Genomic DNA, 12,087 nt, shown 5'->3' with positions numbered 1-12,087 from the left:
CGATGGACGCAGTCTCCAAGGGCGTTCAGGCGATCGCGGTCGAGGCCACCGACTATTCGAAGAAGTCTGCCGAGGACACTTCCAAGCTCGTCGAGAAGATGATGGGCTGCAAGAGCTTCGAGTCGGTGATGGAACTCCAGTCCGACTTCGTCAAGAAGAGCTACGAAGGTGCCGTCTCGCAGATGACGAAGATGACGAGATGTATCTCGATCTCTCCAAGGACGCCGCCAAGCCCTACGAGGCATCACCGCCAAATTCGCGAAGTGAGCTGACCGGCGCCTGCCGGCCGAGACTCTCCTCCGCCCTGAAACGGGCCCCGGTCGCAATCGGCCGGGGCCCGATTTCGTTTCAGCCGGATCCGTTTCAACCAGATTTCGCTCAAGCCCAGTGCGGCCCAGCCGGGAACGGAGTTCCGGTCCGATCTCGCTCCCGCCCTGCCCTGTCGCCGTCGAGGACGGACCGACGGAGCCCCATCCGGCACCCGAAGGCAGCGCCACGAAAAAGGGCGGCATTGCTGCCGCCCTTTTCGGAACACCTGATTTCGAAGCTGCCTGATCAGGCCGCTTCGGACTCGTTCGAACCCTCGGCCTCGGCACGGGCACGATCAACGGCGCCCTTCGCGGAGGTGTCACGGTCGACGAACTCGATCACGGCGCGCGCGGCGTTGTCGCCATAGCGGAAGCCGGCCTTGAGGATGCGGGTGTAGCCACCGGCGCGGTCCTTGTAGCGCGGTCCGATCGTGTCGAACAGCTTGCGCACCAGCGCCTCGTTGCCGATCTCGGCAATCGCCTGGCGGCGGGCGTGGAGGTCGCCGCGCTTGCCGAGGGTGACGAGCTTCTCGACGATCGGACGGAGGTCCTTCGCCTTCGGCAGGGTGGTGACGATCTGCTCGTGCTCGATCAGCGACGCGGCCATGTTGGCGAACATCGCCATGCGGTGGTCCGAACGGCGGTTGAACTTGCGGCCTGCATTCCCGTGACGCATGACCTTCTCCTTACGACGTTTGCGAGGGCGATGCTGCCGGCCGTGCCGGTGTTTTCGCCCCGTATCCAGGGGTGCCGGCGGTCAGCCGCCGGCGTTACGTTCGATCAGGCCACCGATCAATAGTGGTGGTCCTCATAGCGCTTGGCCAGTTCCTCGATGTTTTCCGGCGGCCAGTTCGTGACCTCCATACCGAGGTGGAGACCCATCTGCGCGAGGACCTCCTTGATCTCGTTGAGCGACTTGCGGCCGAAGTTCGGCGTGCGGAGCATCTCCGCCTCGCTCTTCTGGATCAGATCGCCGATGTAGACGATGTTGTCGTTCTTCAGGCAGTTCGCCGAACGGACCGACAGCTCGAGCTCGTCGACCTTCTTGAGCAGGGCCGGGTTGAAGGCCAGTTCCGGAACGGACTCGGTCTTCTGGTCGCGCTCGGGCTCTTCGAAGTTGACGAAGATCGACAGCTGGTCCTGCAGGATGCGGGCGGCGTAGGCCACCGCGTCCTCGGGCTTCAGCGCGCCGTTGGTCTCGACCGTCATGGTCAGCTTGTCGTAGTCGAGAACCTGGCCCTCGCGGGTGTTCTCGACCTTGTAGCTGACCTTGCGGACCGGCGAGTAGACGCTGTCGACCGGGATCAGGCCGATCGGGGCGTCTTCGGGACGGTTGCGGTCGGCGGCGACATAGCCCTTGCCGGTGTCGACCGTGAACTCGATCCGGATCTCCGCGCCGTCGTCCAGCGCGCAGATGACGTGCTCGGGGTTCAGGATCTCGACGTCACCCACGGTCTGGATGTCACCGGCCGTCACGAGACCGGGGCCCTGCTTGCGCAGGACCATGCGCTTCGGCCCCTGGCCGAGCATCCGGATGGCGATTTCCTTGATGTTCAGGATGATGTCCGTCACGTCCTCGCGCACACCGGCGATCGAGGAGAATTCGTGAAGGACACCGTCGATCTGAACGGCCGTCACTGCCGCGCCCTGAAGCGACGACAGCAGGATGCGGCGCAGCGAGTTCCCGAGCGTGAGGCCGAAGCCCCGCTCCAGCGGCTCGGCGACGATGGTCGCCACGCGCCGGTCGGCGTTGCTGCTCTGGACCTCGAGCTTGTTCGGCTTGATCAGCTCTTGCCAGTTCTTCTGGATGGTCACGATGGTACCCTTTCCATGCTGCTTGCCTGGCACCGGGGCTGCGGAGCGGCGCGGCGCCGCTCGACGGCTCCCCGGGGCCCGGAACCCTGCCCTCTTGGCCAGAGTTCCAGATCCGGAAAATCCGGCGTCAGACGCGGCGGCGCTTGCGCGGCCGGCAGCCATTGTGCGGGATCGGCGTCACGTCCCGGATAGATGTCACGGTGAAGCCTGCCGCCTGCAGGGCACGAAGCGCCGACTCACGGCCCGAACCCGGACCGCAGACCTCGACTTCGAGGGTGCGAACGCCGTGCTCGGCGGCCTTGCGGGCGGCGTCTTCGGCGGCCATCTGCGCGGCGTAGGGGGTCGACTTGCGCGAGCCCTTGAAGCCCATGGTGCCGGCCGACGACCACGAGATCGCGTTGCCCTGGGCGCGGTGATGGTGATCATCGTGTTGTTGAACGACGAGTTCACGTGGGCAACGCCCGAAGAGATGTTCTTGCGCTCGCGGCGGCGGACGCGGGTTTCCTTGGCCATTTATGGTCCTTTCGAAGATCGATCTCGTCACCGCCGTAGTTCCAGCGGCTCCACCGGCTCCGCACAAGGACGAAGGCCGGAAACTCAGGAGACAGAGCCGAGGACGGCATCGCCGTCACGGCTCGTGTCATGGTCGCGGACAGGGTCCGCGAAACCCGAACAGCGCCGCCCCGTGGAAACCACGAGAACGACGCCGCAGGATCGGGAAGGACGACGCACCCGGAAAGGCCGGGCCGCTCGTCACCGGCAGATCACTTCTTCTTGCCGGCAATCGCCTTTGCCGGACCCTTGCGGGTGCGGGCATTGGTGTGCGTGCGCTGGCCGCGAACCGGCAGGCCGCGACGATGACGCAGACCGCGGTAGCAGCCGAGGTCCATGAGCCGCTTGATGTTCATCGAGGTGCCACGACGAAGGTCGCCCTCGACGACATAGTCGCGGTCGATCATTTCGCGGATCTGCAGCACTTCGGCGTCGGTCAGTTCGTTGACGCGGCGAGCGGGATCGATGCCGACCTTCGCGACGATCTCGGACGCGAACTTCGCGCCGATGCCGTGGATGTACTGCAGCGCGATGACGACGCGCTTGCCGGTCGGGATGTTGACGCCTGCGATACGGGCCACTTGTCTTTCTCCTGTCGTCGCGGGAACGCCGGGTCCCCGCTCCCTCCCCGACCGAATCGGTCCGGAGGTTCAAAAGGCTCATGCGCCGAAGACCGGCGATCCTCGGGATGCCGGCTCCGACCGCATGCAGCAATCGTGAATTGGAGCCGGTAAATAACTTCAAGTCCGCCCGACGTCAACACGTGAACCGTCGGGAAGGGCCGAAAACCGTCAGGAACCGACGGTTTCCGACAGAATCGTCTCGATCTCGGCCGTAACATCGTCGATCGGGGCCATGCCGTCGATCGTCTTCACGATGCCGTGCTGCGAATAATACGGCACGAGCTCCGAGGTCATCGCATGGAAGTCCTTCATGCGGCGCAGGAAGACCTCGGGCGTGTCGTCCTTGCGGACCGGCAGGCCGGCGGCTCTGGTTTCCTCGACGCGCTTCTCGATCCGGCCGAGGAGACGCGATTCGTCGACCCGGAACTCGATGACCGCGTCGATGCCAAGATCGCGCTCGGCCAGCATCCTGTCGAGGGCGTCAGCCTGGGCGCGGGTGCGCGGAAAGCCGTCGAGCACGAAACCGCGGGCGGCGTCGGGCTGGTCGATCCGCTCGGCAACGATGCCGATCACGATCTCGTCGGAGACGAGCTGGCCCGCCTCCATCACCGCCTGCGCGCGCTTGCCGATGTCGGTTCCGGCAGCCACGGCCGCACGCAGCATGTCGCCGGTCGAGAGCTGGACGATGCCGTGACGATCAACGAGGCGCTGGGCCTGCGTTCCCTTGCCCGCACCGGGCGGTCCAAGCAGTATGAGCCTCATCTCTTCTTCCCCCGCAGCTTCGCCTTCTTCACGAGCCCCTCATACTGATGCGCAAGCAGGTGGCCTTGCACCTGGGACACAGTGTCCATGGTCACGCTCACGACGATGAGAAGCGACGTTCCACCGAAATAGAACGGAAACGCCCGTCGCGGAAATGAGAAATTCGGGCAAGAGGCAGACGAGGACCAGATAGATCGCCCCGATCACCGTGATCCGGGTGAGGACGTAGTCGATGTACTGCGCGGTGCGTTCACCCGGCCGATAGCCCGGAATGAAGCCGCCATGCTTCTTCAGATTGTCGGCCGTGTCGGTCGGATTGAAGACCAGCGCGGTGTAGAAGAAGGCGAAGAAGGCGATCAGTGCGGCATAGAGCAGCATGTAGAGCGGCTGGCCGTGGCCAAGCAGCGTCGTCATGGTCTGCAGCCAGCCCGAGCCCGCATCCGTGCCGGCAAACCCCGCGACCGTGGCCGGCACGAGCAGCAGCGACGAGGCGAAGATCGGCGGGATGACGCCGGCGGTGTTGAGCTTCAGGGGCAGATGCGAGGATTCGCCCTGGAAGATCCGGTTGCCGACCTGGCGCTTGGGATACTGGATCAGCAGCCGGCGCTGGGCCCGCTCCACGAACACGATGAAGGCGATCACGACCACGGCGAGAATCAGCATGCCGATGATGATCGGGGTGGCGAGCGCGCCCTGGCGGCCGAGTTCGAGCGTGCCGGCAAGGGCCGACGGCAGACCGGCGACGATACCGGCGAAGATGATCAGCGAGATGCCGTTGCCGATGCCGCGCGAGGTGATCTGTTCACCCAGCCACATCAGGAACATGGTGCCGCCGACGAGGGTCAGCGTCGCGGAAATCCGGAAGTAGAGGCCCGGATCGAGCACGATGTTGGCCGAGCTCTCGAGGCTGATGGCGATGCCGTAGGCTGGATCAGGGCGAGGAACACCGTGCCGTAGCGGGTGTACTGGTTGATCTTCTTGCGGCCGGACTCGCCCTCCTTCTTGAGGGCCTCCAGGCTCGGCACGATCGACGTCATCAGCTGCACGATGATCGATGCCGAGATGTAGGGCATGATCCCGAGCGCGAAGATCGCCATGCGGCCGACGGCGCCGCCGGCGAACATGTTGAACAGGCCGAGGATGCCGGACTGCTGCTGGTCGAAGGCCTGCTGCAGCGCCGCGAGGTTGATGCCCGGCAGCGGGATGTAGGTGCCGAGGCGATAGATGATCAGCGCACCGAGGGTGAACCAGATCCGTTTCTTCAGTTCGGTCGCCTTCGCGAAGGAACCGAAATTCAGGTTGGCGGCGAGTTGTTCTGCTGCCGAGGCCATGGACGAAGCTCCGCTCACTCATGCGAGGTCCGGCGACGATGGGCCGGACGTTCGGTCACCCTGCTTTGAGCATATTCCGGCGCCGGTTCCAAATGCCGTTTCGGCGACCATGGTCGCCGAGGGGCCTGAACACCGCGCCGCTGCTCCGGAAGAGGTCTCCCGGTCGGAGGATCCCGCACACGGCGGGCGGGCGGTCCCCTGCCCCGTCGCGCGGCGGCAGAGCCCCCGCAAAAGACGCAAAGCGGGCCTCGATTGCCGAGACCCGCTTCACGAAGACTTCGCTGTTACGCCTCGACGGAGGCGCCGATCACGGTGACCTTGCCGCCGAGCTTCTCGACAGCCTCGATCGCGGCGCGCGAGGCGCCGGCGATCTCGAAGGACACGGCCGTGGTCAGTTCGCCGTCCGACAGCAGCCGGACGCCGTCCTTGAGCTGGCGCAGGACGCCAATGGCCTTGAGCGTCTCGACGGTCACCACCGAACCAGCATCGATCAGGCCGTCATCGATCGCTTCCTGGACGCGGCCCAGGCTGACGATGTTGAAGTCCTTGGCGAAGATGTTGGTGAAGCCACGCTTCGGCAGGCGCCGATGCAGCGGCATCTGGCCACCTTCGAAGCCCTTGATGGCCACGCCGGAGCGCGACTTCTGGCCCTTGACGCCGCGGCCGGCAGTCTTGCCCTTGCCGGAGCCGATGCCACGACCGACGCGCATCCGCTTCTTGGTCGCGCCTTCGTTGTCCTTGATCTCGTTGAGCTTCATTTTCGCTATCCGGTCTTCAAACCTCGTCCACGATGCGGACGAGGTGATGGACGCTCGCGATCATGCCGCGGACCGAAGGCGTGTCCTCCAGGGTGCGGCGACGATGCATCTTGTTGAGGCCAAGGCCGATCAGCGTGTTGCGCTGCTCGGACGGCCGGCGAATCGGGCTGCCGGTCTGCTCGACCGTGATGGTCTTGCCCGCGGCTTTCTCAGTGGCCATAGGTAATCACCTCGTCCAGAACTTCAACGATGCGCCGGGGCTCAGGCCTCGGCGGCAACCGCATCCGGGTCCACGTCACGGCGACGGGACTGGAGCGCCGACACCTTGAGTCCGCGACGGGCGGCCACCGAACGGGGGCTGTCCTCGCGGGCGAGCGCATCGAATGTCGCCCGGACCATGTTGTAGGGGTTCGACGAACCCAGCGACTTCGAGACGATGTCGTGGATGCCGAGCGCTTCGAACACCGCGCGCATCGGACCGCCGGCGATGATGCCGGTACCGGCCGGAGCGGCACGGAGAACGACGCGACCCGCGCCCCAGCGACCATCGGTGTCGTGGTGCAGGGTCCGGCCCTCGCGCAGCGGCACGCGGACGAGATTGCGCTTGGCAGCCTCGGTCGCCTTGCGGATCGCCTCAGGCACCTCACGCGCCTTGCCGTGACCGTAGCCGACGCGGCCCTTCTGGTCGCCGACGACGACGAGCGCCGCGAAACCGAAGCGCCGGCCGCCCTTCACCACCTTCGCGACGCGGTTGATATGGACGAGACGGTCGACGAACTCGCTGTCGCGGTCGTCGCGGTCTCGGTTATTCCGTTCACGTTCAGCCATGGTACCTGTCTCTTCTTATCCGTGAGCCGCCGGGCGGTCGTCGGGGCTCAGAACTCGAGCCCGCCCTCTCGGGCGGCCTCGGCGAGCGCCTTGACCCGGCCGTGATAGAGGAAGCTGCCGCGGTCGAACACCACAGACGTGATGCCTGCAGCCAGAGCCCGTTCGGCAATGAGCTTGCCGATCGCCGAGGCCGCTGCGGTGTCCGCGCCGGTCTTGAGGCTTTCGCGCAGGGTCTTTTCCAGGCTGGACGCCGCGGCCAGCGTGTTGCCGGCCTTGTCGTCGATCACCTGAGCGTAGATGTGCTGCGACGTGCGGTGCACGCTCAGCCGAGGACGACCATTGGCCGCCTTCTGGATCGAACGACGCACGCGAGCGCGACGACGTTCATTAACGGTGTTCGCCTTCGACATGGCGGCTGGCCCTTACTTCTTCTTGCCTTCCTTGCGGACGATATATTCGCCCGCGTACTTGACGCCCTTGCCCTTGTAGGGCTCCGGCGGACGGAATTCGCGGATCTCGGCCGCCACCTGCCCGACGCGCTGGGCGTCGATGCCGGAGATCATGATCTCCGTCGGCTTCGGGCAGGCAATCGCGACATCGGCCGGGATCGGGTAGACCACATCGTGGCTGTAGCCGAGCGCCAGCTGGAGATTCTTGCCCTGGATCGCGGCGCGGTAACCGACGCCGGTGATCTCGAGCTTCTTCTCGAAGCCGCCGGTCACGCCCTTGATCAGGTTCGCGACCATCGTCCGCGACATGCCCCAGGCCGCGCGAGCGGGCTTCGACATGTCCACCGGATCGATCTTGATGCCGCCGTCCTCATCCTTGGAGGCCAGCACCAGATCGTTCAGCACGAAGGACAGCTGGCCCTTCGGTCCTTTGACCGAAACCTGCTTCCCGTTGATATCGGCGGTCACGCCCGAGGGGACGACGACGGCCTTCTTGCCAATGCGCGACATCTTTCTAACTCTCTCTCGAGGCGTCTGGATCAGAAGATCCGGCAGAGCACTTCGCCGCCGACATTCTGCTCGCGCGCTTCGTGATCGGCCATCACGCCCTTCGGCGTCGACAGGATCGACACGCCGAGACCGTTGGCGACGCGCGGCAGGTTCTTGACCGACGCGTAGACGCGGCGACCAGGCTTCGACACTCGCTCGATCGTCCGGATCACCGGCTCGCCATCGAAATACTTCAGCTCGATCTCGAACTCCGAGCGGCCGCTCACGTCGTGGGCCACCGAGGTGTAGCCGCGGATGTAACCTTCGGCCGCAAGAACCTCGAGGACGTTCTGGCGCAGCTTGGAAGCCGGCGTCGAAACCTTGTTCATCTTCCGCATCTGTGCGTTGCGGATACGGGTGAGCATGTCACCCAACGGATCGGTCATCGCCATGGGACCAATCTCCTCACCAGCTCGACTTCACAGACCCGGGATGAGACCGTTCGATCCGAGATCCCGGAGCGCAATGCGGCTCATCTTGAGCTTGCGATAATAGGCGCGGGGACGACCCGTCACTTCGCACCGGTTGCGGACGCGGGTCGCGGACGAATTCCGCGGCAGTTCCGCCAGCTTCAGCACGGCGGCGAAGCGCTCCTCGATCGGGAGCTCCTCGTTCACCGAGACAGCCTTCAGCGCGGCGCGCTTGGCCGCATACTTCTTCACCAGCCGCTCGCGCCGCTTGTTGTTCTCGATCGCGCTCTTTTTCGCCATCGTGTCGGATCCTTCTCGCGCGAGTTACTGGCGGAACGGGAAGTCGAAGGCCTTGAGCAGCGCCCGAGCCTCGTCGTCCGTCTTCGCCGTCGTGCAGACGATGATATCCATGCCCCAGACCTGATCCACCTTGTCGTAGGAGATCTCGGGGAAGATGATGTGTTCCTTGACGCCCATGGCGAAGTTGCCACTGCCGTCGAAGCTCTTGGGGTTCAGACCCCGGAAGTCGCGCACGCGCGGCAGGGCGATCGTCACCAGGCGGTCGACGAACTCGTACATCCGCGCCCGGCGCAGGGTCACCTTGGCGCCGATGTTCATCCCCTCGCGGAGCTTGAACGTCGCAACCGAGGTCCGCGCCTTGGTGATGACCGGCTTCTGGCCGGCGATCAGCGTCAGGTCGGCGACGGCGGTGTTGATCTTCTTGGAGTCCGCGACAGCCTCGCCGACGCCCATGTTGATCACGACCTTGTCGATCGAAGGGATCTCGAGCTCGTTCTTGTAGCCGAACTCGGCCATCATCTTCGCCCGGATCGTCTCTTCATAGACGAGCTTGAGCCGGGGCTCGTATTTCGCCTCAGCCATCGACCTGCTCTCCCGAACGCTTGGCAACGCGGACCTTGCGGGCCTTCTCGCCTTCGCCAACGATCTTGAAACCGACGCGAGTCGCCTTGCCGTCCTTCGGGTCGGCGATCGCGATGTTGGACACATGGATGGGGGCTTCCTTGGACAGGATGCCTCCCTCCGTCTGCGCGGTCTGCTTCTGGTGACGACGCACCAGGTTCACACCGCGAACGACGGCCCGGTTCTCGGACGGCATCATCTGGACGACTTCGCCCGTCTTGCCCTTGTCCTTGCCCGTGAGAACGACGACCTTGTCGCCCTTCTTGATCTTGGCGGCCATTACAGCACCTCCGGGGCCAGCGAGATGATCTTCATGTGGTTCTTGGCGCGAAGCTCGCGCGGAACCGGTCCGAAGATGCGGGTCCCGATGGGTTCCTTCTGATTGTTGATCAGGACGGCGGCGTTCCGGTCGAAGCGGATCACCGAACCGTCCGGACGCCGGATGTCCTTGGCGGTCCGTACGACCACCGCCTTCATCACGTCGCCCTTCTTCACGCGACCCCGCGGAATCGCCTCCTTGATCGAGACGACGATGATGTCGCCGACCGAGGCATACTTGCGCTTGGAGCCGCCGAGCACCTTGATGCACATGACACGACGGGCGCCGGAATTGTCCGCCACGTCGAGGTTTGTTTGCATCTGAATCATGACTGGCCGCCTGTTCTCTCACGTCCCGGGTGCAGATGCACCGCCAGGACGAAACTCCGTTCCTCTAGGTGATCTCAACCGGCGCTGTCGCCGGTCTCGACCACGATCCACCGCTTGGTCTTCGAGATCGGGCGGCTCTCCTCGATGAGAACCGTGTCCCCGGTCTTGTACTTGTTCGCTTCGTCGTGCGCCTGGTAGTTCTTGGTCCGGCGCACCGTCTTCTTGAACAACGGATGGGTGAAGCGACGCTCCACCTTCACCACGACCGTCTTGTCGGTCTTGTCACTCACGACGACGCCCTGCAGGATTCGCTTCGGCATCTTCCTACCTCATCAAGCGTTGTCGGCCACGCGCTTTTCGCGCATGACGGTCTGGATGCGGGCGATGTCGCGCCGGACAGTCCGCACCCGCGACGTGTTCTCGAGCTGTCCCGTCGCCTTCTGGAAGCGAAGGTTGAACTGCTCTTTCTTGAGCTTGAGGAGCTGGTCCTCGAGCTGGTCGGGCGTCATGGACTTGACGTCACTCGCCTTCATGATGGTTCAATCCTCAGATAGATCCGCCGATCACTCGGCGATGCGCTGAATGAAGCGCGTCTTGACCGGAAGCTTCGCCGCGCCGAGGCGCATGGCCTCGCGGGCGATGTCCTCGGGCACACCGTCCAGCTCGAACAGGATCCGGCCAGGCTTGACGCGGGCGGCCCAGTATTCCGGGGCGCCCTTGCCCTTGCCCATGCGGACTTCGGTCGGCTTGGCGGTCACCGGAACATCCGGGAACACGCGGATCCAGACTCGACCAGCACGCTTCATGTGACGCGTGATGGCACGGCGGGCGGCCTCGATCTGACGGGCTGTAACCCGCTCCGGCTCGAGGGCCTTCAGTCCAAAGGCACCGAAATTCAGGTCGGTACCGCCCTTGGCGGTGCCGTGAATCCGGCCCTTGAACTGCTTGCGGAACTTGGTTCGCTTCGGCTGAAGCATCTCGCCTCTCCCGTGTCCTTAGGCTCAGGCCGCGTCGTCGCGACGGCGGCGGCGGTCGCCGCGGTCGCCACGATCATCGCGGCGGCCGTGATGGTCGCCATCGTGGCTGCCCTCGAGAGCCCGGCGCTCGGAAGCCATCGGGTCATGCTCCAGGATCTCGCCCTTGAACACCCACACCTTGATACCGTTGGTACCGTAGGCGGTGTGTGCAGTCGCAATTCCGTAGTCGATATCGGCGCGCAGCGTGTGCAGCGGCACCCGCCCCTCGCGATACCATTCCAGGCGCGCGATCTCGGCGCCGCCGAGGCGGCCGCCGGCGTTGATGCGGATGCCTTCGGCACCGAGACGCATCGCCGACTGAACGGCGCGCTTCATGGCGCGACGGAAGGCGACGCGGCGCTCGAGCTGCTGGGCGATCGACGCCGCGATCAGGTTCGCATCGGTCTCGGGCTTGCGCACTTCGACGATGTTCAGGTGAACCTCGCTGTCCGTCATCGCGCCGATCTTCTTGCGAAGCTTCTCGATGTCCGCACCCTTCTTGCCGATCACCACACCCGGACGGGCCGAGAAGATGGTGACGCGGCACTTCTTGTGCGGGCGTTCGATCACGACCTTGGAGACCGCGGCGGTCTTCAGCTCGTCCATCAGGAACTTGCGGATCCGCAGGTCCTCGTGGAGCAGCTGGCCGTATTCGCCCTTGCCGGCGAACCAGCGGCTGTCCCAGGTCCGGTTGATGCCGAGACGCAGGCCGATCGGATTGACTTTGTGACCCATCAGGCAGTCTCCTCGACTTCGCGGACGACGATGGTCAGGTTGGAAAACGGCTTCTGGATCGCGCCGACCCGGCCCCGGGCCCGCGGCGAGAACCGCTTGATGACCAGCGCCTTGCCCACGAAGGCTTCCTTGACGACGAGCGCGTCGACGTCGAGGTCGTGGTTGTTCTCGGCATTGGCGATCGCGACTCAAGCGTCTTCTTGACGTCGCGAGCGATGCGCTTCTGCGAGAAGGACAGATCTGCCAGAGCCGCCGAGACCTTCTTGCCACGGATCATCGCGGCGACGAGGTTCAGCTTCTGCGGGCTGACCTTCAGCATCCGGGTGACGGCGCGGGCCTCATTGTCGGCGAGCACGCGCTCGCGCTTGAGCTTGCCCATGAT

18 protein-coding genes and 4 pseudogenes are annotated in these 12,087 nt (G+C 64.8%); 1 reads left to right on the top strand and 21 read right to left on the bottom strand.

Translation table 11 applies throughout. From position 1 onward, the window contains the following. The coding region (locus A6302_RS17065) for a phasin family protein (RefSeq protein WP_069308050.1) at nt 1-272 on the top strand (272 nt) is incomplete at its 5' end. Nucleotides 273-555: 283 nt separating this feature from the next. Here A6302_RS17065 and rplQ read toward each other — a convergent pair. From rplQ to rplV, 21 genes and pseudogenes are all read right to left on the bottom strand, one after another. Continuing rightward, nucleotides 556-984 carry a 50S ribosomal protein L17 gene (gene rplQ, locus A6302_RS17060; RefSeq protein ID WP_069308049.1) on the bottom strand — a complete coding sequence of 143 codons (429 nt, stop codon included), beginning with the start codon at nt 982-984 and terminating at the stop codon, nt 556-558. 116 nt (nt 985-1,100) lie between these two features. Next, nucleotides 1,101-2,123: a DNA-directed RNA polymerase subunit alpha gene (locus A6302_RS17055; protein WP_069308048.1), complete on the bottom strand. Its 1,023-nt coding sequence runs from the start codon at nt 2,121-2,123 to the stop codon at nt 1,101-1,103. A gap of 127 nt (nt 2,124-2,250) precedes the next feature. After that, nucleotides 2,251-2,636, bottom strand: a pseudogene (rpsK, locus tag A6302_RS17050) (30S ribosomal protein S11). Between the two features lie 251 nt (nt 2,637-2,887). Then, nucleotides 2,888-3,256, bottom strand: a complete 369-nt coding sequence (gene rpsM / locus A6302_RS17045) for a 30S ribosomal protein S13 (protein WP_069308046.1) — start codon at nt 3,254-3,256, stop codon at nt 2,888-2,890. A 210-nt stretch (nt 3,257-3,466) separates the two neighbouring features. After that, nucleotides 3,467-4,060 carry an adenylate kinase gene (locus A6302_RS17040; RefSeq protein WP_069308045.1) on the bottom strand — a complete coding sequence of 198 codons (594 nt, stop codon included), beginning with the start codon at nt 4,058-4,060 and terminating at the stop codon, nt 3,467-3,469. Further along, nucleotides 4,057-5,391 (bottom strand): annotated as a pseudogene (gene secY / locus A6302_RS17035) (preprotein translocase subunit SecY). The gene A6302_RS17040 and the pseudogene secY overlap by 4 nt, the downstream one beginning before the upstream one ends. 284 nt (nt 5,392-5,675) lie before the next feature. Beyond that, nucleotides 5,676-6,149 carry a 50S ribosomal protein L15 gene (rplO, locus tag A6302_RS17030; protein ID WP_069308044.1) on the bottom strand — a complete coding sequence of 158 codons (474 nt, stop codon included), beginning with the start codon at nt 6,147-6,149 and terminating at the stop codon, nt 5,676-5,678. A 16-nt stretch (nt 6,150-6,165) separates the two neighbouring features. Then, complete coding sequence (gene rpmD / locus A6302_RS17025; RefSeq protein WP_069308043.1) at nt 6,166-6,369, bottom strand: 50S ribosomal protein L30; 204 nt, start codon at nt 6,367-6,369, stop codon at nt 6,166-6,168. Nucleotides 6,370-6,410: 41 nt separating this feature from the next. Further along, on the bottom strand, nt 6,411-6,977 hold the full coding sequence (gene rpsE / locus A6302_RS17020) for a 30S ribosomal protein S5 (protein ID WP_069308042.1): 567 nt from the start codon (nt 6,975-6,977) through the stop codon (nt 6,411-6,413). A gap of 47 nt (nt 6,978-7,024) precedes the next feature. Continuing rightward, entirely contained in the window at nt 7,025-7,387 is a 363-nt protein-coding gene (rplR, locus tag A6302_RS17015) for a 50S ribosomal protein L18 (protein ID WP_069308041.1), read from the bottom strand. Between the two features lie 12 nt (nt 7,388-7,399). Beyond that, complete coding sequence (gene rplF / locus A6302_RS17010; protein ID WP_069308040.1) at nt 7,400-7,936, bottom strand: 50S ribosomal protein L6; 537 nt, start codon at nt 7,934-7,936, stop codon at nt 7,400-7,402. Between the two features lie 29 nt (nt 7,937-7,965). Then, a complete protein-coding gene (rpsH, locus tag A6302_RS17005; protein ID WP_069308039.1) occupies nt 7,966-8,367 on the bottom strand; it encodes a 30S ribosomal protein S8 in 402 nt (133 codons plus the stop codon). 13 nt (nt 8,368-8,380) lie between these two features. Next, nucleotides 8,381-8,685: pseudogene (gene rpsN, locus A6302_RS17000) on the bottom strand (30S ribosomal protein S14). A 24-nt stretch (nt 8,686-8,709) separates the two neighbouring features. Further along, nucleotides 8,710-9,267 carry a 50S ribosomal protein L5 gene (rplE, locus tag A6302_RS16995; protein WP_069308037.1) on the bottom strand — a complete coding sequence of 186 codons (558 nt, stop codon included), beginning with the start codon at nt 9,265-9,267 and terminating at the stop codon, nt 8,710-8,712. Next, the gene (rplX, locus tag A6302_RS16990; RefSeq protein WP_069308036.1) at nt 9,260-9,586 is read right to left on the bottom strand and encodes a 50S ribosomal protein L24; all 327 of its coding nucleotides are present in this window, start codon (nt 9,584-9,586) and stop codon (nt 9,260-9,262) included. The genes rplE and rplX overlap by 8 nt, the downstream gene beginning before the upstream one ends. Beyond that, nucleotides 9,586-9,954 (bottom strand): 50S ribosomal protein L14, encoded by a 369-nt coding sequence (gene rplN / locus A6302_RS16985; RefSeq protein WP_069308035.1) that lies wholly within the window; start codon nt 9,952-9,954, stop codon nt 9,586-9,588. The genes rplX and rplN overlap by 1 nt, the downstream gene beginning before the upstream one ends. Before the next feature lie 74 nt (nt 9,955-10,028). After that, a complete protein-coding gene (gene rpsQ / locus A6302_RS16980) occupies nt 10,029-10,274 on the bottom strand; it encodes a 30S ribosomal protein S17 (RefSeq protein ID WP_069308034.1) in 246 nt (81 codons plus the stop codon). Between the two features lie 12 nt (nt 10,275-10,286). Beyond that, complete coding sequence (rpmC, locus tag A6302_RS16975) at nt 10,287-10,487, bottom strand: 50S ribosomal protein L29 (RefSeq protein WP_069308033.1); 201 nt, start codon at nt 10,485-10,487, stop codon at nt 10,287-10,289. A gap of 30 nt (nt 10,488-10,517) precedes the next feature. Continuing rightward, the gene (rplP, locus tag A6302_RS16970) at nt 10,518-10,931 is read right to left on the bottom strand and encodes a 50S ribosomal protein L16 (protein ID WP_069308032.1); all 414 of its coding nucleotides are present in this window, start codon (nt 10,929-10,931) and stop codon (nt 10,518-10,520) included. Between the two features lie 24 nt (nt 10,932-10,955). Next, nucleotides 10,956-11,705 carry a 30S ribosomal protein S3 gene (gene rpsC, locus A6302_RS16965; protein WP_069308031.1) on the bottom strand — a complete coding sequence of 250 codons (750 nt, stop codon included), beginning with the start codon at nt 11,703-11,705 and terminating at the stop codon, nt 10,956-10,958. Next, nucleotides 11,705-12,084, bottom strand: a pseudogene (gene rplV, locus A6302_RS16960) (50S ribosomal protein L22). Before rplV ends, rpsC begins: the two are co-directional and overlap by 1 nt. Nucleotides 12,085-12,087: the final 3 nt, after the last annotated feature.

The organism is Methylobrevis pamukkalensis (genome assembly GCF_001720135.1).
Taxonomy (GTDB): domain Bacteria; phylum Pseudomonadota; class Alphaproteobacteria; order Rhizobiales; family Pleomorphomonadaceae; genus Methylobrevis; species Methylobrevis pamukkalensis.
This window is presented reverse-complemented; position numbering and strand designations above follow the sequence as displayed.

Bases quoted from the DNA above. Each gene is read 5' to 3' on its own strand.
- rplE (WP_069308037.1), bottom strand. From the start codon at position 9,267: ATGGCTGAGGCGAAATACGAGCCCCGGCTCAAGCTCGTCTATGAAGAG.
- rplR (WP_069308041.1), bottom strand. From the start codon at position 7,387: ATGTCGAAGGCGAACACCGTTAATGAACGTCGTCGCGCTCGCGTGCGT.
- rplN (WP_069308035.1), bottom strand. From the start codon at position 9,954: ATGATTCAGATGCAAACAAACCTCGACGTGGCGGACAATTCCGGCGCC.
- rpmC (WP_069308033.1), bottom strand. From the start codon at position 10,487: ATGAAGGCGAGTGACGTCAAGTCCATGACGCCCGACCAGCTCGAGGAC.
- rpsC (WP_069308031.1), bottom strand. From the start codon at position 11,705: ATGGGTCACAAAGTCAATCCGATCGGCCTGCGTCTCGGCATCAACCGG.
- A6302_RS17040 (WP_069308045.1), bottom strand. From the start codon at position 4,060: ATGAGGCTCATACTGCTTGGACCGCCCGGTGCGGGCAAGGGAACGCAG.
- rpsH (WP_069308039.1), bottom strand. From the start codon at position 8,367: ATGGCGATGACCGATCCGTTGGGTGACATGCTCACCCGTATCCGCAAC.
- rpsE (WP_069308042.1), bottom strand. From the start codon at position 6,977: ATGGCTGAACGTGAACGGAATAACCGAGACCGCGACGACCGCGACAGC.
- rpmD (WP_069308043.1), bottom strand. From the start codon at position 6,369: ATGGCCACTGAGAAAGCCGCGGGCAAGACCATCACGGTCGAGCAGACC.
- rplF (WP_069308040.1), bottom strand. From the start codon at position 7,936: ATGTCGCGCATTGGCAAGAAGGCCGTCGTCGTCCCCTCGGGCGTGACC.
- rpsQ (WP_069308034.1), bottom strand. From the start codon at position 10,274: ATGCCGAAGCGAATCCTGCAGGGCGTCGTCGTGAGTGACAAGACCGAC.
- rplX (WP_069308036.1), bottom strand. From the start codon at position 9,586: ATGGCCGCCAAGATCAAGAAGGGCGACAAGGTCGTCGTTCTCACGGGC.
- rplO (WP_069308044.1), bottom strand. From the start codon at position 6,149: ATGAAGCTCAACGAGATCAAGGACAACGAAGGCGCGACCAAGAAGCGG.
- rplQ (WP_069308049.1), bottom strand. From the start codon at position 984: ATGCGTCACGGGAATGCAGGCCGCAAGTTCAACCGCCGTTCGGACCAC.
- rplP (WP_069308032.1), bottom strand. From the start codon at position 10,931: ATGCTTCAGCCGAAGCGAACCAAGTTCCGCAAGCAGTTCAAGGGCCGG.